The following is a 24,528-nucleotide window of genomic DNA, read 5'->3' as shown; positions in this document are numbered from 1 at the left end:
AAGCGTTAACCAGTCAATTCCTTAGTATTTTTGCCCACTAAATCAAATATTATTCTTTCCATCCAAAAATAAAATGACCTACGGTCATAGTCTAAGGCTAAGTCTAAGGTTAAGTAAACCATTAAAAATAAAAGTTATCTACAATCTATAAAAAACATAATTTCCCAAACACTAAAAAAAGATCAACATTTTAAATGTTGATCTTTTCTCTGGTTTATTATTTTTGTTTTAATGCTTTTACTTAAACTTAAACTCAACCTTAACCTTAACCTAACTCACCATATTCCTTTATTCCTTGCTCATCAAGTAATTCGATCCACTCCACTACACTTTTACCCTTAATAACTAACTCTTGATCCAGATCTGCTAATGGCTTCAAGACAAAAGCCCGCTCTTGAATTCTAGGATGAGGGATAGTCAACTTTTGATCAGTCAAAACCAGATCACCATATAATAAGATATCGACATCAATACTCCTTGGCCCCCACCTAATCTTCCGCTCCCTCTTTAAATCCTTTTCTACCCCTTGACACTCTGCTAATAATTGATAAGGGGCCAAATCAGTCTTAACTTCTAGGCAAAGATTTAAAAAGTTATCCTGCTCAGTATAACCCCACGGCTCAGTTTCATAAACCTTAGAGACCTTGATCAATTCCGTTTGAGGAAATTTATCAATCAACTCTATCGCCTGTCTCAAATTCTGCTCTTTATCTCCTAAATTTGTTCCTAGCCCTAGATAAACTGACTCCATTCTAATTACTCCCTCGACTTCTGGTAATCTCTACTCCAAAGTGATCAAATATAGCATCAACTGGTGCTTCCGGTTTCTTAACTCTAACCATCACTTCTTCAATCTTTAAAAAATCATCTAAAATACTACTGGCTATATCTTCCGCTAAAGCTTCAATCAGGCTATAATCTTGAGCATAAAATATCTCTTTGATTAATTCATAAACTTCAGCATAGTTGATTGCATCATCTAATTGATCACTCTTACCAGCTTTTCTTAAATCCGAATACAACTCCAAATCTATAAAGAATTTCTGACCAATTTCATTCTCTGCATTCAATGCTCCATGATAACCATAAAAGGCTAAATTATTCAAGATTACTTTATCCATTATTATCCCTACTTTCTAAAGATAGCATCAGTTACTTGGGCACCTCTTAAATTCTCCTTAATATCATGAACCCTAACGATATCTACACCCTGCATAATGCCCATTACAGTTGTAGCTAGAGTTCCTTCAACCCGTTCTTTCGGAGGTAAATCTAGTATTTCACCTAACATTGACTTTCTAGAAGTACCTAGCAATAAAGGATGTCCTAACTTTTTTAATTCTGATAATCTTCGCATAATTTCCATACTTTCTTCTGCACTAATCCCAAAACCAATTCCAGGATCTAAGATAATATTTTGCTCTTTAACCCCTGCATCTTTAGCAAGGCTAATACTCTTGCACAGAGACTTCTTAATCGACTCAATAATATCTCCTTCATGATTACAAAAACGGCCATTATACATTGTTACAACTGGTACATCATACTCTGCAATTACCTGAGCCATATCTTCATCCCATTGTAACCCTCGCACATCATTAATAATATCTACTCCTAGCTCTAAAACCTCTTTAGCTACTTCTGCTTTATATGTATCAACAGAAATAGGAACATCAATTTCAGCTACAAGTTTATTTAATACAGGAGTCAGCCTTCTTAACTCTTCCTCAGCACTTACCTTCTCCGATCCAGGACGAGTTGATTCTGCTCCTACATCTATAATATCTGCACCTTGAGCTACCATCTTTTTGGCCCGCTTTACCGCTTCATCCTTCTGGAAGTACTCTCCTCCATCTGAAAAACTATCAGGAGTTAAATTTAAGATTCCCATGATATATGTTTTAGAACCAAAGTCAAACATACTATCCCTCCATCCTTCCACTATTTATTAATTGATATAAAGTGGCACTTTGCCACTTTATATCAGTTGACAGTTTACAGTGTACAGTTGACAGTTAAAATCATTAAAACAAATCCAAACTATCATGAGGAATGTTTCGCAGTGACATCTAGATTTTTTCGTTTAGTTTCTTGATGAACCGGAAATCAAATCAGAGCATGAATTAGTTAATTTTCCTATTTTAAAATTAACTTGCTCTTGTTTGATTGGAGGTGAGTCTTAGAAACTCAGAAAAAATCTTTCCGAACGAGAAACTTTCCTCATGTTAATAGCATATCGAAAGTGACACAATATTGTAATAAAACTTCACTCTAAAGTTAGAGACCTATATTTATTTCTAATTTTTACGACAATTATTTATTATTAATCAAAGACATTACTTCATTTCTAGCAGCAGTATCTTCAGTAAATTTACCCCTAACTGCTGAAGTTATCGTCTTAGTTCCAGGCTTTTTAACCCCTCTCATCGTCATACACATATGTTCCGCCTCAATCACTAACACTACACCATACGGCTCTAAAACTTCCATTATATTATCTGCTACCGTCTTAGTCATCCGTTCTTGCAGTTGCGGCCTTTGAGCTATTGTTTCTATAACACTAACCAATCTTGACAGCCCAGTTACCCTGCCATCTTTAGGGATATAAGCTACATGTGCCTTCCCAAAAAAGGGTATCAAATGATGTTCACAGATTGAATAAAAGTTTATATCCTTTAATAATACCAACTCTTCATAACGTTCATCTTCAAAATGAAGCTCAAGCATCTCTTTAGGATCTTTATTGACTCCAGAAAAGATCTCTCCATACATCTTAGCTACCCTTTTTGGAGTATTTCTTAACCCCTCCCGTTCAGGATCTTCACCTATCGCTTCTAAAATATCTCTCACAGCATTCTCTATCTTCTTCGTATCCACTCTTCACTCATCCCTTCTAAATTTTAAGTTAGATTGTTTAGATCATTTTAAAAAACCATATACCTGTTCCTTAAAGCATTGTTTAATCTGAGCAAATAATCGATTATTATCCTCATATGATATATCTTCAATCTCTTTGACCTTGATCAAATCCACCAGACTATTAGTAGCAAATACAGCTTCAAATCTATCTAATTCAGCTAACTTAATCTCAGTCAACTCAAGCTCAACCCCTAGCTCCTTAACTATCTCAATTACCTTCCCCCTAATTATTCCTGGTAACAAACCCAAATCACTCTTAGGAGTTACTACTTTATCTCCTGCAATAAAGAAGAGATTGGTCATCGAGCCTTCTAATACTAAGTCATCTAAATTAACGAATAATGCTTCGTCATATCCCTTTTTCAATGCTGCTCTTTTGGAGTAAAGACTAGCAAAATAATTGGTCGTTTTGTACTGATATAAAGTACTCTGCCCTCTCTTAAGCGGGGCCAACATCACCTTGTAACCACGCTGATAATCTTCTGGCTGATAAGGTATCTCACGAGTAGAAAAATTATATCCTTCATCACAGACTGTAACCCGCAATGCTTGATCTTCCATTCCCTCGACATAATCCAAAATCTCCTGCTCTAACTCTTCCTTACTAACTTCAATTGGAATTTCCAAATCAGCAAGACCATCATACAACCTATCTAAATGCTCCTCTAAAAATATAACCCTACCGCCAATCACCTTCATCGTTTCAAATAATCCCACACCAAACTTTGCCAACTCACTACTAAAAGAGAGCTTATTCTTCATAATAACCCCTCACAGCATTTATTATCGACTTGGCTTTATCAAGTGTTTCATCATACTCCTCTTCTGGATTAGAATCCCAAGTTATTCCACCACCAACTTGAAAATAAATATCTTCATTCTTTTTAACAATAGTTCTGATTGCTATATTTAAATCAAGACTACCATCAAATCCAAAATAACCGATCGAACCTGTATAAACATTTCTTTGGGTCGGTTCTAACTCATCTATAATCTCCATTGATCTAATCTTAGGTGCTCCCGTAATCGAACCCCCTGGAAAGGTTGCTTCAATCAGATCAATTAAATCATTATCCTCTTTTAACTCTCCTTCTACTGTAGCTACTAGATGATGTACATTAGCATACTCTTCTAACTCAAATAGTTCAGGAACTTTGACCGTTCCTGTCTTAGAAACCCTCCCTAGATCATTTCTCTCTAAATCAACGATCATTAATAACTCAGCTCGATCTTTTTCACTATTATATAGCTCCTCTTTAAGTCTCAAATCTTCCTCAGGGGTTTCACCACGTGGCCTAGTCCCTTTAATCGGCCTCGTTTCAACCACCCGATCCTCAACCTTAATAAATCGCTCAGGTGAATTAGAAAGAATATCTACCTCAGCAAAATTTAAAAAAGATCCAAATGGAGCTGGACTAATCCTTCTTAAATCACGATATAATTCATAACTTGACATCTCTACCTGACCTTTAAATCTCTGCGTCAAATTGGCTTGATAAATATCACCAGCCATAATATAGTCTCTCACCTTTTCGATTGCTGCTAAGTAATCATCTCTTGCAAAGTTAGACTCTATTTTAACCGCAGGGTAATCCGGCTGTTGGTAGCAGATAGCTGGTATTCCTTCTTGCTCCCCTAATTCAATTCGCCTCAGCACCTCTGTCATTAATTTCTCTTCTTTGACTGGATCGAGATCTGGGGTAGCTAGATAAGTCTCATCTTCAAAGTGATCAACAACTATTACCCAATCATATAAACCAAAATAAAGATCAGGTATCTTGACATCATCTACCGCTGTCCGTGGCAAACCCTCTATATAATGGCATAGATCATAGGATAAATAACCTACTGCCCCCCCAACAAATGGAAGATGAGTCTCATTTTCTACTTCATAGTTAGCTAATTCCTTACGCAACTCGTCTAGTGGATTTAAATCACTATCCTTATACTTTAAAATCTTAAATGGATTGGCACTTATAAACGAATATCTTCCTAATCTATTTTCATGTAATGAACTATCAAGAATAAAACTATGATCATCATCCTTAAATAATGTATATATTTCAAATACATCTAGGTCTGTCTTAATTTCTGTGATCATTATTACTTGCTCCTTTTGCTTCAATAATAAAATTCTCTAATAAATTATGTCCTTGCTCTGTCAAGATTGCTTCAGGATGGAATTGAACTCCTTCTATCAAATAATCTCGATGTCTAAGCCCCATAATCTCTCCCTGCTCAGTTTCGGCTGTAATCTCTAACTCTTGTGGTAAGCTATCCCTTTCGACAACTAGAGAGTGATACCTTGTCACCTTTAAAGGATTATTAAGTTCTTTGAAGACACCTTTGTTTTGATGTTCAATAGCATGTACTTTGCCATGAACAGGCTTCAGTGCCTTAACTACCTTACCTCCAAAGACATAAGCGATAACTTGATGCCCTAAACAGATTCCTAAAATAGGCTTCTTCCCTTTAAAATGGGTCACTACCTTTCTTGAAATCCCTGCTTCTAAAGGAGTACAAGGACCAGGCGAAATAACTATCAACTCTGGATTTAGCTCTTCTATCTCCTCAATCGTAATCTTATCATTTCTCTTAACTACTAGTTCCTCTCCTAGTTCTTCTAAAAATTGGACTAAATTATAAGTAAATGAATCATAATTATCTATCATTAAAATCAATGGGATTCCTCCTATCCCGCCTTATTTTCAACATCCCTAATTATATCAAAATAGTCTCAGCTTGACAAATTTTTTAGAAAATTTAGATACTATCATTTTAAACTACTAAAAAATTTATTATAATAGGGACTAGGCCAACTACCTCAATAACAGTTCGACAGTTAACTCGATTTTTCCTTGTACCATTTAATTTTAGATAAAATTAATTAATAAAGGAGCATTACTGATGAAGATTAAACAAATTAATCCTAATGAAAAAGTAGCTATTCTGGTCGGAAAGTTAATTGATGGAATCACTAATCAACCACAACAAAAGCAAGCTATACTTATTGAAGAAGGCAAGATCAAAAAAATCATAGCGCAAGAAAAATATTTCAACCAAAACTTTGAACCTTACGAACAACTTACTCTAAATAATTTCACTATCCTACCAGGCCTAATTGATGCTCATGTCCACCTAGCATTAGATGGGGCCAACTTCAAAAAGACAATCGAAGAGTGGAAATCACCAGTTAAAACTAACAAAAGAATCACTAAGCAGCTAACAGCTACCTTACAGCAAGGAATAGTAGCAGTCCGAGATGGTGGCGACCGGGCCAACATCGCCCTCAATTATCAACAAAAAGTGGCTTCTAGCTCAACTCTCATTCCGAAGATTATCGCTACTGGTCAAGCAATCTATAAAGAAGATCACTATGGCTCATTTCTAGGTACCGCTGTCAAAACTAAATCAGATCTAAAACGAAGAATCAAAGAAATTTATAATTCAGGTAGCGACCAGCTAAAAGTCCTAGTCTCAGGGATCATCAGCTTCAGCAATTATGGAGAAGTAGGAGAGATTCAATTCAGCGAGCAGGAGTTAAAGCGGATTGTTGCGTTGGCCCGGCAATATGGTTTAAAAGTAATGGCTCATGCTAGCTCCGATCAAGCAGTCCGCCGTGCTATCAAAGCTGAAGTAGATAGTATCGAACATGGTTATTTTATATCTAAAGAATCTCTAAAACTACTAGCTGAAACTCAAATCCCCTGGATTCCAACTGTAGTACCAGTCGCCAATCAGTTATTGGTAGCAGATGAGTACTCTCCAAACCAACAGGAAGTAATCAAGAAATCCTACCACACCCAGCTTGAAATGATCGATAAAGGAGCTGATTTAGGAGTTAAGTTAGGGATTGGAACCGATGCAGGAGCTTACCAAGTTAAGCATGGTCACTCCTTGTGGCAAGAGTTGAATTTATTCAACCAAACTTCCTTATCGCCATTAGAGATTATCAAAGTTGCTACTTATTCCAATGCTCAAATAATTGGTCAATCAGAGCTAGGAAGTATACAAAAAAGTAAAAAACCCCAATTAATTGGGGTTAAAGGAGATCCAACTCAAGATCTTTCTTTATTGAAAAATCCTGAGTTGTTGATTTATTAATATTTAGTGGCACTTTGCTACTAAATATCAGTGTACAGTTTACAGTAGATATGGTTTCTATGGGTTTCACGAAAGGTCTTGACAAAGACCTGCAGGGACGGTTGACAGTTAAAACCATTAAAATCTCAAAGTCAAAACCACTCTAAAGCTGAAAACATAAGACATTTCAGAGGTCTTAAGTTTTTAAGGTTTTGATCTTAACTGTAAACTGTTCACTGTCAACTGTCAACTATATTGTGGCACGAAAGTGGCACAATATTACCTTACACTTCACTCTCAACTGCCTGCCCTAATGGTTGACTCTGCATAAACCAAACTACACCTAAAATTATTAAACCAACAAGATCTGCTAATAAGTAAGGCGTTAATAGAGCCAACCCACCGACTAATAACAAGAGTCGTTCTACCATACTAACTTCTCGCTTTAAATAGCCCAGTATTCCTCCTGCTAAGGCAAAGACACTTATAATAGAAGTGACTATAATTAAAACAACTTCTAAAGTAGTAGTATCAATTAATAACAAGGATGGTGAATAGGCAAAGACAAACGGAACTACAAAACCAGCAATCGCCAATTTAATCGCCGTAATTCCAGTCTTAAAAGGATTAGAACCTGCAATTCCTGCTCCAGCGTAAGCTGCTAATGCAGCTGGTGGCGTCAAATCTGCCACTACCCCAAAGTATAATACAAATAAGTGTGCTGCTAAAATTGGAACACCTAACTCTACTAAAGCTGGGGCTGCCATTGAAGCTAAAACAATATAAGTAGCTGTTGTAGGTAACCCTTTACCTAAGATAGTACAAGCAATCATCGTATAGAATAAAGCTAAAAATAAATTCCCTTGAGCTAAAGAGATGATTAAGTTAGCAAATCTAAGACCTAACCCTGTCAATGTAGTAACCCCTACTATAAAACCAACACAAGCACAAGCAGCTGCTACACCTAAAGCAGATTTGGCCCCTTCTTCTAAAGTATCAACTATATCCTGCCAACTCATTCTTGTTTCCTCTCGTAAATAACATAATACAAAGGATAAAACAATCCCAATAAAAGCAGCTCTTAAAGGAGTATATCCAGCGAATAAATAATAGAAAATAGCTACTAAAGGAATTATCATTTGGCCCTTTGTCTTTAAAACTTCCATAACATTAGGAACGTTCTCTTTGCTCATTCCACTTAGCCCTAACCGCTTAGCTTCAAAGTGAACCATAAAACCAACTGCTAAATAATATAACAAAGCTGGTAAAATAGCTGCTCTTGCTATCTCCATATAAGGTACTCCAATAAACTCAGACATAATAAAAGCTGCTGCTCCCATAATTGGTGGCATTATCTGTCCCCCAGTAGAAGCAGCTGCCTCTACTCCTGCTGCAAAATAACCCTTATAACCTACATTCTGCATTAGAGGAATTGTAAAAGAACCAGTTGTTACTGTATTGGCAACAGAACTTCCTGAAATTGAACCCATAAACCCACTAGAGATTATTGCTGCTTTAGCTGGGCCACCAGTCGTTCTACCTGTTAAAGCCATTGCCAAATCAATAAATAAATCACCCAATCCTGTCCTTTTAGCAAAAGCACCCAATAGTAAAAATAAGAATACATATGTAGCTGAAACCCCTAAAGGAATACCAAAAATCCCTTCAGTTGTAAAGTACATGTGGCTAGCAATTCTAGTAAAAGAATAACCTCTATGTCCTAACATAGCTGGCATCTGAGGGCCAAAGTAAGCATACAATAAGAACAATACGGAAATTGCAGGCAACTCCCAACCGATTGACCGCCTTGTTGCTTCTAATACTAAAACAATTGCAATTACTGCCATCACCTGATCTAAGGTAGTAAAAGCTCCTGCTCTATGAACTAATTCTTGATAGTTAACGACTAAATAACCACTGACGATAACCCCTAAAGTAGCTAATAAATAATCAACCTTCCTCAACAGCTTATTGTCAGCTAACTTTCCGCGAAGCGGATAAATCAAAAAGATTAAAACTAAAACAAAACCTAAATGAACTGCTCGTTGCTTTAAAGCCAATAAAACTCCAAACCCTGCTGTATAAAGATGAAATAATGACATCATAACTGCAAGTACTGTAACAAAAATTGCCATACTCCCCTTGTATTCCTTTAATTCACCTATAACACCAACTTCTTCTAATAAATCTTCATCACTCTTAGATTCTATACTTAATTTCTTGTCATCCATCTTACTACCTCCCTCTTCCAAATTCTAAATTTTCTATCAGTTATAAGGTCAATTTTGACTCTTTTCGTTGGTTCTACTACTTTATATAATTCATACTCCTGGCCTTCAATTAAAAATTTATGTTCAGTTTCATTTCCAATTAACAATGGAATATAATCTAACCTTTGGTCAATCTCCTCAATTTTAAATTTATCATCTTGAATACTATGATTATTCTGATCTAAAAAAGGCAAGCCAGCTCCATAAGATTGATACTCAGTTGCCACTAAATATAACTGTCCATCCTTAATTTTAAAAAACTCCCAAACAGGGGTTTTAGCTACTGAATGTAGATATCCAATTGCAAATTCCAACTCATCTTGACTAGCAACTTCCCATCTGATATTCTCTGCTCCATCTTTAATTACCAATAGTTCATCTTCTAATAAAAAGAAACTAACTACAACCATAATAGTTACTATTATCACAACCGATTTTTTAGAAAAGAAGTCCATAAAATGATATCCGGACATTTGAACTAATGCCCGGATTCCTCCTCTCACTATTTAGAACTTATTCTACTTCATTAAAGTATCTTTCTGCACCTGAATGAAGAGGAACAGTCATTCCATCTTGAGCTGTATCAACAGTAATTTCTTCTGCTCTATCATGAGCACTAATTAAACTGTCTCGATTCTCAAATATAGCCTCAGTGATGTCATAAACCAAATCTTCTTCCAAATCTTCTTGGACAATCAATGTCGCCTGCAATGCAACTGTACTTGCTTCAGAATCCTGACCCCGATAAGTCTCAGCCGGAACTTCAACCCCAGTCAAATAAGGATATTTAGAATTTAATTCATCTATCTGCTCTTGACTAAAGTTCAACAAATCAATATCTTGTGTTGCAGCAACATCCATTACTGCCGCTGTTGGTGTTCCAGCTGTTAAGAATGCAGCATCGATCTGCCTATCAGATAATCTACCAGCCGCTTCAGAGAATGATAAATAATCCTCATCCAAATCATCATATGTAATTCCGAAGGTATTTAAAATCTGCTTAGCATTTGCTTCTACCCCACTACCAGGAGCACCTACTGCTACACTTTTACCCTTCAAATCAGAGATTTCTTCTATTCCTGCCTCATCTCTAACTACAATCTGAATAACTTCAGGATATAAAGTTGCAATTCCTCTCATATTTTCTACTGGCTCATCAAATTGCTGTACTCCATCGTAAGCATAACTAGCCAAATCATTTTGGATAATTGCTATTTCAACTTCCTGATTATCAATCAATCTAATATTTTCCACAGAAGCTCCCGTTGATTGAGCTGAAGTACTAACATTAGCTACTTCATCGTCAATAAGGTTAGCTATAGCACCACCAAGCGGATAATAAACACCTGCTGTTCCACCAGTCCCAATTGAAAAGTACTCAGTCTGTGCTGTCTCCTCTCCTCCACATCCTACTAAACCTATCGTTACAACTAGTAATGTAATTACACCTAAGATTGCTTTTTTACTTTTAAACATATTCACTTCTCCCTTCTACTTTATCAAATTTAATTAAAGTCAATTCACTGTTTAATAACTCCTAGTATAATTATATGAGCCACTCCTTTTGAGTCCTCAGCACCAGTTCCTATTCAATCCCTCCCCTCTAGTCTAGGAATTAATTTCTTATACTATATATTACAATTTGCTAATTAAAACTTGCAAAATTCATGCCACAATTTTAAGAAAATTTAAAATATAGTCTCCTCCTTTATATTTCACCTGTTAAACCAAATATACCCTTTGCCCCTTGGTAATATTATCCTTTCTTATTCCTTACTCACTCTTACAACGGGTTAATTTTTGGGGAAATTTAATTTGATTTAGATTATTAACCCATTAATCACTACTAACCAAATGACTTATAAAAATTCAGATGCATTAATTTGAGACAGTTTATTATATTATGGTGAATATAATAAACTGTCTCAAACTGATATCAGAATTCTTAATCATCCTCATTTTCTAATAAAATAATATAATTATAGTCATTATTATATTAAACTCTTATCTTTATGTCAAGTTTTTGTAAGCTTGGTGAAAATAAAGAAGCGATTGGTGTTTAAACACCAATCGCTTCAAAATCAAAACTATCTTATTGATAATTTGGATGTAACCAAACATCTGTTAATGGTTCTTCTCCTCGAGCAGTTACCTCGAAGTCATTTACAAACGGCTTTGTCAATACAGTATTAGAATAATAATAAATTGGCATCCACGGTGCATCTTTTATCAATGTTTCATTAATTTCTGAATATAATTCTGCACGTTCAGAACCTGGTGCCATGCCACGACCTTTTTCTAACATCTCATCTGTTTCTGGATCATCATACCAAGATCCATTAGTCGCTCCAATATTACTAGAGTGGAAGTTATTATATAAGAAGTTATCTGGATCAGGATAAGTTGATACCCAACCTAACCTAAACATTTCAGTATCTCCTTCATCAATCTTTTCTAAATAAGTTCCCCACTCCACATTTACTAATTCAACATCAACATCAATAGTTCGTAAGTTAGCTTGTAAAGCCTCTGCTACACTCTGATTTGCATCATCTGTATTATAAGCAAGCTCATAAGTGCCAGGTAACCCATCCGGATACCCTGCTTCAGCTAATAACTCCTGAGCTTTTTCAGTATCTTGTTCATAATATCCTTCTAATTCTGGATCATAACCGTCCATTCCAGGAGGCAGGATTCCTGTAGCAGGCTCTTCAATTCCAGCTCTAATAACATTAACTATAGTATCTCGATCAACAGCATAATTAAGTGCTTTTCTTACCTTAAGATTATCAAATGGTTCCTCTTGGACATTGAACCCAAAATAATATGTTCCTAAACGAGGTTCAACAACTAATTCTTCATCAAATTCTCCTGAATTTAAAATACGATCCATCTGTCCATCTGGAAGGTCACCATCGATCTGTTCATAAATATTGCCCTGTTCATACTCAGCAAATGCTGAAGAAGACTCAGAAATAACTCTAAAGACAACCTCATCTAAATAAGGAAGTCCATCTACATAATAATCATCATTTCTTTCTAGGACAATTTGATGGTCACTTTGCCATTCTACAAATTCAAATGGTCCAGAACCAACAGGATTATTAGCAAAGTCATCATTACCATACTTCTCCACTGCATCTTGTGGTACAATTGAAGCACTATCTACTGCCAAAATAGATAATAGTGGAGTATATGATTCTTCTAACTGAAATTGTACTGTATAATCATCCACAGCAACTAAACCAGGTACTTCATCAATTTCTCCATCTCGAAATTCACTTGCACCTTCAACTCGATCGTAATAATTAGCTCGGTCTGATTGAACTGCTGGATCCAAAATTCTAGTGAAAGTAAAGACTACATCATCAGCAGTTACTTCACTACCATTGTGGAACTTAACACCTTCTCGCAAATAAAAAGTCCATGTCAATCCATCTTCACTTATTTCCCAATCTTCAGCTAAACCAGGAACAACCTCTGCATCTCCATCAAATTCTACTAATCTGTCAAAAATATTCTCAATCACCCTTGATGAAGTACTATCCGTAGAATGTGCTGGATCTAAAGTTGGTGCATCTGACCCCAACCTAGCATAATAAGTACCACCATACCTATCCTCTTCTGTAACCTCTGCTGCCTCTTCTGTCGCTTCTTCTACTCCTCCACAGCCAACAACTAAAGCTGCTAATAAAACCAATAACAAACCAATTCCAACTGATTTTTTAAACATTTTTAGCTCTTCCTCCTCAATTCTTTATATATATATTTATTAAATTAATAGTTTTAAAACTATTAACTTAACATCTCCTCTAATCAACTAAATGACAAGCTACAAAATGCTCTTCTTCTTGTTCTGCAAACTCCGGAACTTCTCTTTTACAAATCTCCTCTGCAAAGGGACAGCGAGTATGAAAAGTACACCCACTAGGAGGATTGATTGGACTCGGTACATCCCCTTCTAGAATAATCTTCTCCCTTTTCACCTCAGGATCAGCTACAGGAATAGCTGATAACAATGCTTTCGTATAAGGATGCTTAGGATCTTCATATAATTTATTCTTATCTGCTAACTCAACTATCCTCCCTAGATACATCACAGCCACTCGATCACTAATATGACGCACAACACTCAAATCATGAGCTATAAAGATATAAGTCAGCTCCAACTCTTTTTGTAAATCCTTCATTAAATTAATTACCTGTGCTTGAACGGAAACATCAAGTGCTGACACAGGCTCATCACAGACAATTACCTTAGGATCAACAGCCAAAGCTCGAGCAATCCCAATCCTTTGTCGTTGTCCTCCACTGAATTCATGAGGATATCTAGATATATAATCAGGAACTAATCCTACTTTATCCAGCAGATCCTTCACTATTCTCTTCTTTTCTCTTCCTTTAGCCAAACCATGAATCTCTAAAGGCTCACCAATGATGTCTCCTACTTTCATCCTTGGATTTAAAGAAGCATAAGGATCCTGAAAGATCATCTGCATCTCTCTACGAAGACTACGTAGTTCTTTTTTATTTAAGGAATGAATATCTTGGCCCTCAAATAAAACTTCTCCTTCAGTAGCATTTAATAATCTCAATAAGACTCGACCAGTTGTAGATTTACCACAACCTGACTCACCAACCAAGCCAAGAGTCTCTCCTTTTCTAACATTAAAACTCAAGCCATCTACTGCTTTAACTACTTCCTGTTGCTTATTGAAAAGCCCCCCTTTTACTGGGAAATGCTTTTTTAAATTATTAACTTCTAAAATTGCTTCTGCCATCAACTTCCACCTCCTATTCTGCTTTTAAATTCAATGAATCATGCTTCCAACAACGAACAATATGACCAGAATCAAGCTCTTCTAATTGAGGTTCATATCGTTGGCATTTATCAACTGCATAGTCACAACGATTAGCAAATTTACAACCATTAGGAAAACTGAATGGATCAGGTACAATCCCTTTAATTGGTTCTAAACGATTAGTATCTGCCTTTAATTTAGGTATTGAATTAATCAATCCAGCGGTATATGGATGCTGTGGGTTCTTAAATAGAGTCATAACATCAGTCTTCTCTACAACCCTTCCACCATACATAACTGCCACTTCATCTGCTACTTCAGCTATTACTCCTAAGTCATGAGTAATTAACATAATTGCAGTTTCAAACTCATCCTTCAACTCTTGCATCAATTCTAAAATTTGAGCTTGAATAGTTACATCTAAAGCAGTCGTAGGCTCATCAGCAATCAACAGTTCAGGATTACAAGCCAAAGCAATAGCAATCATCACTCTCTGTCTCATTCCACCACTCATTTGATGGGGATGTTCATGAACTCTTTGCTCAGGCGAAGGAATCCCTACCTTTTCCAACATAACTACCGCCTTCTCTAAAGCCTGTTGCTTATTTAATCCTTGATGTAATCTAAGCACCTCAGAAATTTGATCACCAACGGTATAGACAGGATTTAAAGATGTCATTGGTTCCTGAAAGATCATTGAGATCTCATTACCTCTAATCTTTCTGATTTGATCTATAGATTTATTCAGTAAATTCTGACCTTTAAAGTTTATTTCTCCACCAACAATTTCACCAGGAGGATTTGGAATTAACTGCATAATTGATGATGCTGTTACACTCTTTCCTGAACCAGATTCTCCAACAACTCCTAATGTCTGTCCTTTTTCAATACTAAAGCTAACGCCATCTACTGCTTTAACCGTTCCTTTAGATGTAAAAAAGTATGTCTGTAAATCATTCACTTCCAAAATAGTATCTCCCATCTAGTTCACCTCCCCTAATCTCTCATCTTTGGATCTAATACATCTCGCAATCCATCTCCAAATAAATTTAAGCCTAAAACAGTAATCATAATTGCTAAACCAGGAAACCACATCATGCGTGGATCACTTCTTAAATAATCTCTACCAGCATTCAACATTAATCCCCAGCTTGGCATCGGTGGCTGAGCTCCTATTCCTAAAAAGCTCAATCCAGCTTCAGCTAAAATAGCACCAGCCACTCCCAACGTAACCGTAACGATAATAGGTGCTAAACAGTTAGGAATTACATGTTTAGTCATAATTCTAAAATCTTTAGCCCCTAATGACCTTGCGGCTTCAATATACTCTTCCTCTTTTAAAGACATAACTTCTCCTCTAACTATCCGTGCTAAACCCGGCCAGGTTACCAATCCTAATGCAAGAAAGACCTGTTCAATACCTGGATCTTGAAAGACAGCCATAATAGCAATCGCAAATAACAAAAATGGAAAAGCTAAGAACACATTGATGAAATAAGAGATTACATCATCAACTATTCCTCCATAATATCCTGCCACTGATCCTAAGGTAATTCCAATTGCCAGTGCAATAAGCTGAGTTATAACTCCCACAATTAATGAAATTCTAGTCCCATAAATAATTCTACTTAATATATCACGCCCTAGTCTGTCTGTTCCTAACGGATATGATAAGCTTGGCCCTTGCATTGATAATTCAGCTTGTCCATCCTCCATTACTGGAGAATAGTACGGATCATGTGGAGCAAGCAATGGAGCAAAAATAGCAACAAAAATAACCACTAAAGTAATTCCTAAACCGATCATAGCCATCTTATTCTTCCGTAATCTCCTCCAAGCATCCTTCCACTGGCTGTATTTTTCAACCTCTTCAGTTTCTATACTTTCCTGTCTAACTTCTGGCTCAACATTCACTAGTACCCCTCCTTCTTACTTTCATTGGAATTTAAAGAATATTTATCGATTAATCATATCTAATTCGTGGGTCTAATACTCCATAACTTAAATCAACTAATAAGTTAACTATAATAAAGACTGCTGCTAAAAAGAGGACTGTTCCTTGTATCAAAGGAAAATCACGTCTAAATACTGCATCTATAGCCATTCGACCTATACCTGGCCAAGAAAAAGTAACCTCAGTTAAAACGGTTCCTCCTAATAAATAACCAAGCTGAGTCCCAATTACTGTAATAACTGGTATCATAGCATTTCTCAAAGCATGCTTGATAATAACTATTTTTTCAGCTAATCCTTTGGCCCGAGCTGTCTTAATATAATCTTTATTGATTATTTCCAACATGCTTGAACGTGTCATTCGAGCAATATAAGCTGCTTGTCTACTTCCTAAAGCTATTGCAGGCAAAATCAAGTGTCTATAACTTCCATAACCTCCTACTGGTAAAAGGTTAAAATTAACAGCAAAAATCACTATTAATACTAATCCAAGCCAATAAACAGGCATCGAAACTCCAACCATTGCTCCACTCATAAAGATATAATCCCAGAAGGAATAGGGCTTGACTGCTGAAACAATACCAGCTGTTACTCCCATTATAATCGCTATCGCCATTGCACTAGTTGCTAACATGGCCGTGGCAGGTAAACGAGATAAAATCATATCCATCACTGGTCGCCGAGTAGTATATGAAATACCTAAGTCACCTCTAGCGGCATTTCCAATAAACCTTCCATATTGCATAATTAATGGATCATTTAATCCCATCTCCTCCCTAATCGTCTCCATCGTATCAGGATCTGCATTAGTACCCATTGCAATCCGAACTGGATCGCCGGGGACAAAGACAAAGTTCAATAAAAAAGTTATTGTTGCAATACCAATCAATATCGGAATCGCCATGGCACCTTTACGTATAATATATGTTAACATTTCTACCACCTTTCTATAAGTAATTTAATATATTTATACAGCAAGTAAAAAATCAATCCTCTAGTTAAATTCAATACCTTAGAAGTTGTCCAATTAATAATTATAAATAATCATAATATTAGAAATTTTATTCAAATGAAAATTGGATAGGTCATTCCCTTGAAGACTTAAACCAGTCACAACCCTGGGTTATTTATCTAATATTTGAAATATTGAGAAAAAGGAAACAAAAGTCAGTCGTCTTACCACTGCATTCATAACTTCTCGCTTAAAGCTTGCCACCCCCTAAAAAAATATCAATTTATCTTCTTCATTTCTACAAAAAAGAACATTTTATTATAACATATATTATTATATATAGTTCTAAAACATTTGTCAAATAATTGAATTTTTATTAATTCTTTTGCAAAATTATTCAACTAGTCAGTATAAATATAACGATAAATTGAATAAGCCCGTGCAACCTTACTGACATAATTTCTTGTTTCAGCAAATGGAATCTGATTAATAGTTTCATACTCTCCATCCCACTGCTTTTCGTGTAACCACTTCTTGACGTTCCCTTGGCCCCCATTATAAGCAGCAATTACCATCGTTCGATTATCAAACTGTTGTTTCAATTCTGCTAAATACCAGCTTCCATATTTAATATTCAGTTCTGGTTCATACAGATCATCAACAGAAAATTCTTGATCATCCAGTTTTTCAGCAATCCATACACCGGTCGGAGGCATAATCTGCATCAAACCACGAGCACCTTTAGCAGAAGTGGCCTGAGGTCTGAATTTACTTTCTACATAAATAATCGAAATAATCAAGTAAGGATCTAAATCATACCTTTCTGCTTCAGAAAATATTAACTCCTGATAATCGAGAGGATAGACTAACTCCAAAATATCTTTATGTACTATAAATAATAGGCTAAATAATACTAGAAAGATTAATAGCCAAGTTATCTTTTTAAATTCAATTTTCATAGTTAACACTCCAATACTTACCGTTAGAATAATTACTTTAAAATATTATTGCTTAAAATTTAACAATATTCATTGTTAAGGTTAATTTCATTCCACAACTGCCTTAACTCTTCTTTCAACTCTTGTTCACTGAGATCATTATTAATAATCAAATCAGCATAATCTTTTTTTTCTGCAAGGGGCATCTGAGATTCAACTCTAGCCACTGCAGCTTGATAATCTAAATTATTTCTAGCCATTAACCTTTCAATTTGAGCTTCTCTAGGAAGGTATACTAACCAGACCTCTTCAAATAAATCTTCCATTCCAGCTTCTATCAATAATGGTACTTCAACTATAATTATTTCCTTTTTCTGCTCTAACCTTTTTAAAGACTCCTCTATCTCCTTAATAATAATCGGGTGGGTTAATTGATCTAATTTCTCTTTAGCATTAGGATCATTAAAGATAATCTCACCTAGTTTATTACGGTCAATCTGCTTGTTAGTCAACAATATCTCTTCTCCAAAATATTCAACAACCTTCTGCCAAGCCTCCTGTTGAGGCTCCATTAATCGATGGGCAATTTTATCAGCATCTAATACTGTAGCCCCTAATTGCTCTAAATAATCAGCTACTGTACTCTTTCCACTAGCAATCCCACCCGTTAAACCAATCTTCAATTTAAATCCTCCCTCGTATAATATAATAATTAAATGATTTTGAACTTCCTAACCCCTAATTACTAATTACTAGTCACTAATCACTAGTTACATAATTACAATAATTGAATCAACCCTAGTAAGACTAAGATTAACCCTGGTAACAACTTAATTTTATTGCCAAACCTACTCAAATTAATACTCTTACCCAATTGAATCCCTAGCAACAGTAATACAAATTTAGAGACAAAAGTAGCAATCGAAGTAAATACTGGTTGATAACCTGCCAAGCCAGCTCCAATCCCACCACCAAAGGCATCCATTGCTAAAGCAATCCCTAAAAAGATAGCCTCTTTTTTACTGATAGCTCCTGAATAATCAAAATCAGCCTTTACTGGTTCTTGTAAGATATTGATAATCAGCCCTAATGAACTGATCCTGATACTCACCAATTCTTTAAAATTTAACCCATCCTCTTCAGTTTGATCACTCCTACTTGCTAAAAAGATATGTAGTGATTGATAGAATAGCCAGATTCCAATTACAATTAAGATTAATCCTCCAATTCTTTCAGCCCAAGCTGGAGAAATAAATAAGGTCAATACATTCCCTACACTCATTGCAAGCATCATTGTAAAACCAGAAGCAATACTGATGATCAGTAGTGGTAAAATATTGATCTTGATCCCTTTTAAACCATAAGTAATCCCTACTGTAAAACCATCCAAACTGACTGCAAAAGCTAAAATAAAAGCAGCAATTAAGTTAATAATCATCCCCCCTTTTTCTTTTATGTATATGCCAAGGAGGGATAGCCTGTGATTAAATAGCCTCTTCCCAACGCTGATAATATTTTTCCAATTCTCTTTGGATTTCTTTATATTCCTCAGTCAAATCGGCTACTCCCTCAGGGTCATCATAAATATCTTCAGAACCCAACTTAACCTCTAATTCTTCAACTCGCTCCTCTAATTCCACTATCTTCTCTTCTAATCTCTCTAAGTCAACCTCATCTTGCTTCCTAGTAACCTTTCTTCCCTCTTCTTGCTTCCTTCTTTCTTTTTTAAGTTCACGCTCTAAACACTTCTGTTTTTTTAGTTCTGCTCTATAATCTGAATAATCACCTAAGTATTCAATCAATCTACCATCTTCAAGTGAGAATATTTTATCAACCAATCGATCTAAAAAGTAGCGATCATGAGAAATAACTAAGATAGTTCCTGGATAATCAGCCAATGCTTCTTCTAATAATTCCTTAGCATCAATATCTAAATGATTGGTCGGTTCATCCAATAATAAGAGATTAAAATCTTGAATAGATAATTTGGCCAATGATAACCTTGCTTTTTCCCCTCCACTCAACATTTCTACCTCTTTAAAGACATCATCTTCCTTAAATAAAAAACGGGCCAACACCTTACGAGCTTGACTGGTAGTCACTCCTTTAACCTTCTGTAACTCTTCAATTAAGTTATTCTCTAAGGTTAAATCTTCATGCTCCTGTCGATAATAACCAACCTTGACCTTACTGCCCCACTTAATTTGGCCTTCTTCTGGCTTGATATCTTCTAATAACAAGCGAAAGAGGGTCGATTTACCACTGCCATTCGGGCCAACTAAAGCAATCTTTTCACCCCGATAGATCCTAAAGTCAATTCTTTCAAATAATACTTCACTAGCAAATGACTTCTTCAAGCCTTCTACTTTTAGAACCTCTTCTCCACTAGTAGTCTCCAATTTAAATTCAATCTTAGGTCGCTCTAACTTAGGAGGTGGAGGTATCCTAACCATTCGATCTAATTGCTTCTGCCTACCTCGAGCTTGCTTAGCATCAACCCCAGCCTTATTCTTTCTAATATAAGCTTCCATCTTCGCTATTTTTTCCTGTTGTTCTTCATATTCTCGCTGCCAAGTCAATAACCTTCTTGGTTTTTCTTCCAAATAAAAAGAGTAATTGCCCTTATACTGCTCAAACCTACCTGCTTCTAGCTCCCAGATGCGATTGACAACTTGATCTAAAAAATAACGATCATGAGCAATTACTACAACTGCTCCCTCATAATCTTGTAGATAATCCTCTAACCATTCCTTAGCCGCTAAGTCAAGATGGTTTGTCGGCTCATCTAATAGTAATAAATCAGGCTGTTGTAACAATAATTTAGCTAATGCAGCCCGTGTCTTCTCTCCTCCACTGAAAGAATCTAAATTTCTTGACCAATCATCTTCAGCAAATCCTAAACCACGCAAGACCCCTTTGATCTGGCTTTGGTATTGGTAACCCTCTTTCCTTTCATACTCTTCTCGCAAGCGACTATATTTATTCATCACTTGCTCTAGAGCATTTCCCTCTACTTGACTCATCTTAGCCTCCAGTTGATTCAACTGCTCCTCTAACTCAAATAAGTCCTGATAAACTCCCAACAATTCATCATATAGCTTATTATCCAGATCAAGCCCAAAATCTTGGGCCAAATAACCAACTTCCAAATTATTAGCAGTCATAATCTCCCCTTGATCTAAAAATTCCTGACCAATCAATACCTTCATCAAGGTCGATTTGCCAGTTCCATTGGCCCCAATCAAACCGATGCGATCCCGCTTTTGAATCTGTAACGAAACATCATCAAAAATTAATTTCTCTGGATAAACTTTAGTTGCTTGCTTTAACTGTAATAATGCCATTCTAATTACTCCTCCTGTTGTTGACAATCAGGGCAGAAATAAGAACTACGCCCCCCTACCTTAATTCGTCTTAAACTACTATCACACCTCTTACATTCTTTACCTTCTCGATCATAAACCCGCAAATAATTCTGATAACTACCAGCTTGTCCACTGGCATCGACATAATCCCACTTAGTTGTACCCCGATGCTCAATTCCCTCACTCAACACCTGCCTAATTGCCTGATAAAGCTCTTCAATCTCTTTTTCAGTCAGAGTATCAGCCGTCCTTAAGGGATGGACTTGAGCTAGATATAGACTCTCATCGACATAGATATTACCTAACCCAGCTAAAAACCTTTGGTTTAATAGTAGTGGTTTGATTCTTCCCCGCCGAGAAGAGATCATCTCCTTAAACCTCTCCACTGTAAACTCTTCTGTCAGAGGTTCTGGTCCTAACTTAGTCAGACTACCAGCTTCTTGTAAGTCATTGACCAAATAAGTTCTGGTAAACTTCCTCTTACTACCTAACCTCAACTGATCACCATCCGCAAATTTCAAAAAGATATAATCATACTTATCAACTGGATCATCTTCTGTAGCATAGACAAAACGCCCGGTCATCCTCAAATGGGTCACTAAATAATAGTCATTATCAAATTCAATGATGATATACTTCCCTCTTCTACGAACCTGTTCAATCCGACTTCCTCTTAAGATCTCCTTAAATTCATCTACCTCAGGCTTAGCTATCAACTTTTCATTCTTGACCTCTACCTCTGTGATTACTTGGTCTATAATCAATGGCTGTAATGTATCGACTACCGTCTGTACTTCTGGCAATTCTGGCAATTTAATACCCCCTCGTAAGAGCAATTAATAGTTAATAATGAATAGTGAATGGTTATAAAAACAGTTAACAACTGATAACGAATAATGAATAGTTAAGTTCAAAACCTTTAGATTATATTTATAATTCATATGCATCAACTTAATACATAATTTTCTAATCATCTTACTTTTATTGATATAAAGCTTCACTTTATATCAATAGTTTATAGTTGATAATTGATAGTGGATAGTTAAAACCATAAAACATAAAAAGCACATTACCCCTAGTTATAAAGGCTTTAAAAGGGTTAAATTTTGAATTTTAACTATCAATTTTAAACTATCAATTATCAATTGAAGTTACACAATATTGTAATTTACTTTAATTTTTCTGTAACAAAGACCATAACTCTGGTTGAGCCTTCTTTAGTGATAAGGGCTTAAAATCATGATTAACAAATGGGTGGACTGTACTACCTGTCGTCAATAACTGCTCATCTTCAGCTCGGACAATTTTATAATTAAAGGTGATCTTAGTCCGTTTTAGCTCTTCAACTTCCGTATAGATATCGACCAAATCATCATAACGGGCTGGAGCATGATAGTTACAATGTGATTCTACTACTGGTAAGACTACCCCTCGCTCCTCTAATTCCTTATAACTGATTCCTAGCTGGCGTAACAGCTCAGTCCTTCCTATCTCAAACCAATGTAAGTAATTGGCATAATAAACTACCCCCATCCTATCTGTTTCTTGATAAGTAACTCTGATTTGATGACTAAATTCCATTTCTATGCCTCCTAATCAATATTCACTAACTAGTAGGGGCCAACGCCCCTACCAATCAGTAATCAAACTCATCTAATAGTCCATTCAATTCTTGATTTAATTCGATTGAAGCCTCTTCGTAACCATTAAAACCTTCTTCCTCAACTGCCGAAGTCGTAGCACAGGAAGTACAACGGACAGTTAGATAATCAGAATTAAGTCCCACTACTTCATGTAATGTATCCTCATAACAGATTGGACAATTATATAACCTTAAATCCACTCTGACCACTCCTTTCGTTTATAGCTTGCACAATTTTGAAAGGAGTATACAGGATTTAAGAACCACTAATTGCTAACTCTTTAACCCTAAAGGTAGGAGTAGCAAATGAACCGATCAATGGATTGAATTTAAGATCATTTCCTAATTGATCAATATCCTTTAAAAAATCGATTAAATTACCAGCTATCGTTATCTCACTGACAGCTCCTTTAATCTCTCCATCTTCGATCCATTGACCTGTCGCTCCTACAGAAAAATCACCTGAAATTGGGTTGGCCCCTCCAGTTACTAAACCAGAGACCTTATGGACATAAAAACCATTATCTACCCCACTAATAATATCTTCAGGATCTTGATCACCTGGTGCTAAATAGAAATTACTAGGTGATACACCAGGAATTCCTCGATAAGAACCCCGTTCAGCATTACCAGTAGATTCGACTCCATCCTTATTGGCAGTATAAGTATCATAGAGATAATTGGTCAAGACCCCATCTTTGATAATATCGGTTGGACTTGCAGGAACCCCCTCACTATCGAAAGGAGCTGTTGCTAATCCTTCTTCTAATAGACCATTATCGATAAGATTGACATTTTCAGCTGCTACAGTCTGATCTAACTTATCAGCAAAGAGAGAACGCCCTTTCTGTACTGCCTCTGCTGTCAATGCTTGGGCCAAGACATACATGAACATACTTCCAACCTTGGAGGTAAAGACAACCGGTGCCTTTTGGGATTCAACCTGTTTGGCTCCTAATAGTTCAATCGCATTTTGAGCTGCCTCTTCTCCAGTAGCAGTCGGTGTTAATTCAGCTAATGAGCGACCATATGAAAGAGCGATTCCCGTCTGTTGGTCATCACCTTGGCTAGCCTTAACATAAAGGTAAGCATAGCAATCATTCGTCTTATAACTTTCATAGAGCCCATTCGAATTGGCAATTGTTACCTCTGCGACAAAGTCACCATAGTTAGTACTTAAGACAGCATCGATCTGATCACTATAGTTTAAAGCTGCTTCTTCCATCTCTAAAGCTATTGCAATCTTATCTTCAACCTCACTCTTCTCTAAAGCTGGATCATAAATATCAAGTTGTTGATACTGATAATCCCCCTTTGGTAAAGTACGATATTGATCTGGTGTAGCTACTTCAGCATTAGCAATTGCTTCTTTAATCGCTTCTTCTAATGCATCTTGATTGAAATTAGCAGTATAGGCAAATCCCATCTTATCATCAACAAAGATTCTAATCCCTAATCCTTTAGCATGAGCTGCCTCTAAAGACTCTACCTCCCCTTGATAAACTTCAATGTCATTAGTAGTTGAAGTCTCATAATATAACTCAACATCCTCTGCTCCAAGTTGTTGGGCTTTAGTAATTAACTCTTTCAAATCAAGACTCATC

Annotated in this window: 24 protein-coding genes; 1 reads left to right on the top strand and 23 read right to left on the bottom strand. The window is 36.1% G+C overall.

Features of this window, described 5'->3' with window-relative positions; all coding sequences use genetic code 11:
* Positions 1-265 precede the first annotated feature (265 nt).
* From folK to MWH28_RS00305, 7 genes are all read right to left on the bottom strand, one after another.
* Positions 266-751 (bottom strand): 2-amino-4-hydroxy-6-hydroxymethyldihydropteridine diphosphokinase, encoded by a 486-nt coding sequence (gene folK, locus MWH28_RS00335; protein WP_248617270.1) that lies wholly within the window; start codon positions 749-751, stop codon positions 266-268.
* Position 752: 1 nt separating this feature from the next.
* A complete protein-coding gene (gene folB, locus MWH28_RS00330; protein WP_248617269.1) occupies positions 753-1,121 on the bottom strand; it encodes a dihydroneopterin aldolase in 369 nt (122 codons plus the stop codon).
* Between the two features lie 8 nt (positions 1,122-1,129).
* Entirely contained in the window at positions 1,130-1,921 is a 792-nt protein-coding gene (folP, locus tag MWH28_RS00325) for a dihydropteroate synthase (protein ID WP_248617268.1), read from the bottom strand.
* Positions 1,922-2,313: 392 nt separating this feature from the next.
* Entirely contained in the window at positions 2,314-2,877 is a 564-nt protein-coding gene (folE, locus tag MWH28_RS00320) for a GTP cyclohydrolase I FolE (RefSeq protein ID WP_248617267.1), read from the bottom strand.
* 42 nt (positions 2,878-2,919) lie between these two features.
* On the bottom strand, positions 2,920-3,681 hold the full coding sequence (locus MWH28_RS00315; protein WP_248617266.1) for an aminotransferase class IV: 762 nt from the start codon (positions 3,679-3,681) through the stop codon (positions 2,920-2,922).
* The gene (pabB, locus tag MWH28_RS00310; protein WP_248617265.1) at positions 3,671-5,020 is read right to left on the bottom strand and encodes an aminodeoxychorismate synthase component I; all 1,350 of its coding nucleotides are present in this window, start codon (positions 5,018-5,020) and stop codon (positions 3,671-3,673) included. The genes MWH28_RS00315 and pabB overlap by 11 nt, the downstream gene beginning before the upstream one ends.
* Positions 5,004-5,600: an anthranilate synthase component II gene (locus MWH28_RS00305; protein WP_248617264.1), complete on the bottom strand. Its 597-nt coding sequence runs from the start codon at positions 5,598-5,600 to the stop codon at positions 5,004-5,006. The genes pabB and MWH28_RS00305 overlap by 17 nt, the downstream gene beginning before the upstream one ends.
* A gap of 226 nt (positions 5,601-5,826) precedes the next feature.
* Here MWH28_RS00305 and MWH28_RS00300 point away from each other — a divergent pair, with 226 nt between their 5' ends.
* On the top strand, positions 5,827-7,023 hold the full coding sequence (locus tag MWH28_RS00300) for an amidohydrolase family protein (protein ID WP_248617263.1): 1,197 nt from the start codon (positions 5,827-5,829) through the stop codon (positions 7,021-7,023).
* A 263-nt stretch (positions 7,024-7,286) separates the two neighbouring features.
* Here MWH28_RS00300 and MWH28_RS00295 read toward each other — a convergent pair whose 3' ends face one another.
* From MWH28_RS00295 to MWH28_RS00220, 16 genes are all read right to left on the bottom strand, one after another.
* Entirely contained in the window at positions 7,287-9,233 is a 1,947-nt protein-coding gene (locus MWH28_RS00295; protein ID WP_248617262.1) for a TRAP transporter permease, read from the bottom strand.
* Positions 9,215-9,727, bottom strand: a complete 513-nt coding sequence (locus tag MWH28_RS00290; RefSeq protein ID WP_248617261.1) for a DUF1850 domain-containing protein — start codon at positions 9,725-9,727, stop codon at positions 9,215-9,217. The genes MWH28_RS00295 and MWH28_RS00290 overlap by 19 nt, the downstream gene beginning before the upstream one ends.
* A gap of 58 nt (positions 9,728-9,785) precedes the next feature.
* A complete protein-coding gene (locus tag MWH28_RS00285) occupies positions 9,786-10,748 on the bottom strand; it encodes a TAXI family TRAP transporter solute-binding subunit (protein WP_248617260.1) in 963 nt (320 codons plus the stop codon).
* A 616-nt stretch (positions 10,749-11,364) separates the two neighbouring features.
* Positions 11,365-13,005, bottom strand: coding sequence for an ABC transporter substrate-binding protein (locus tag MWH28_RS00280; protein ID WP_248617259.1), 1,641 nt, complete (start codon positions 13,003-13,005; stop codon positions 11,365-11,367).
* Between the two features lie 79 nt (positions 13,006-13,084).
* Positions 13,085-14,053 carry an ABC transporter ATP-binding protein gene (locus MWH28_RS00275; protein WP_248617258.1) on the bottom strand — a complete coding sequence of 323 codons (969 nt, stop codon included), beginning with the start codon at positions 14,051-14,053 and terminating at the stop codon, positions 13,085-13,087.
* A 13-nt stretch (positions 14,054-14,066) separates the two neighbouring features.
* The gene (locus MWH28_RS00270) at positions 14,067-15,056 is read right to left on the bottom strand and encodes an ABC transporter ATP-binding protein (protein WP_248617257.1); all 990 of its coding nucleotides are present in this window, start codon (positions 15,054-15,056) and stop codon (positions 14,067-14,069) included.
* Between the two features lie 14 nt (positions 15,057-15,070).
* Positions 15,071-15,988 carry an ABC transporter permease gene (locus MWH28_RS00265; RefSeq protein WP_248617256.1) on the bottom strand — a complete coding sequence of 306 codons (918 nt, stop codon included), beginning with the start codon at positions 15,986-15,988 and terminating at the stop codon, positions 15,071-15,073.
* A 49-nt stretch (positions 15,989-16,037) separates the two neighbouring features.
* On the bottom strand, positions 16,038-16,961 hold the full coding sequence (locus tag MWH28_RS00260; protein WP_248617255.1) for an ABC transporter permease: 924 nt from the start codon (positions 16,959-16,961) through the stop codon (positions 16,038-16,040).
* A 419-nt stretch (positions 16,962-17,380) separates the two neighbouring features.
* The gene (locus MWH28_RS00255; RefSeq protein WP_248617254.1) at positions 17,381-17,938 is read right to left on the bottom strand and encodes a lytic transglycosylase domain-containing protein; all 558 of its coding nucleotides are present in this window, start codon (positions 17,936-17,938) and stop codon (positions 17,381-17,383) included.
* Positions 17,939-17,997: 59 nt separating this feature from the next.
* Positions 17,998-18,600 (bottom strand): dephospho-CoA kinase, encoded by a 603-nt coding sequence (gene coaE / locus MWH28_RS00250; RefSeq protein WP_248617253.1) that lies wholly within the window; start codon positions 18,598-18,600, stop codon positions 17,998-18,000.
* A gap of 95 nt (positions 18,601-18,695) precedes the next feature.
* A complete protein-coding gene (gene ytaF, locus MWH28_RS00245; protein WP_248617252.1) occupies positions 18,696-19,355 on the bottom strand; it encodes a sporulation membrane protein YtaF in 660 nt (219 codons plus the stop codon).
* A 46-nt stretch (positions 19,356-19,401) separates the two neighbouring features.
* A complete protein-coding gene (locus MWH28_RS00240; protein WP_248617251.1) occupies positions 19,402-21,261 on the bottom strand; it encodes an ABC-F family ATP-binding cassette domain-containing protein in 1,860 nt (619 codons plus the stop codon).
* Between the two features lie 5 nt (positions 21,262-21,266).
* Complete coding sequence (gene mutM, locus MWH28_RS00235; protein ID WP_248617250.1) at positions 21,267-22,094, bottom strand: bifunctional DNA-formamidopyrimidine glycosylase/DNA-(apurinic or apyrimidinic site) lyase; 828 nt, start codon at positions 22,092-22,094, stop codon at positions 21,267-21,269.
* A 361-nt stretch (positions 22,095-22,455) separates the two neighbouring features.
* Positions 22,456-22,863, bottom strand: a complete 408-nt coding sequence (locus MWH28_RS00230) for an acyl-CoA thioesterase (RefSeq protein ID WP_248617249.1) — start codon at positions 22,861-22,863, stop codon at positions 22,456-22,458.
* Positions 22,864-22,918: 55 nt separating this feature from the next.
* The gene (locus MWH28_RS00225) at positions 22,919-23,125 is read right to left on the bottom strand and encodes a hypothetical protein (protein ID WP_248617248.1); all 207 of its coding nucleotides are present in this window, start codon (positions 23,123-23,125) and stop codon (positions 22,919-22,921) included.
* Between the two features lie 55 nt (positions 23,126-23,180).
* The gene (locus MWH28_RS00220) at positions 23,181-24,527 is read right to left on the bottom strand and encodes a TldD/PmbA family protein (protein WP_248617247.1); all 1,347 of its coding nucleotides are present in this window, start codon (positions 24,525-24,527) and stop codon (positions 23,181-23,183) included.
* Between the last annotated feature and the right edge of the window lies 1 nt (position 24,528).

The organism is Natroniella sulfidigena, from assembly GCF_023223645.1.
GTDB classification, from domain to species: domain Bacteria; phylum Bacillota; class Halanaerobiia; order Halobacteroidales; family Halobacteroidaceae; genus Natroniella; species Natroniella sulfidigena.
This window is presented reverse-complemented; position numbering and strand designations above follow the sequence as displayed.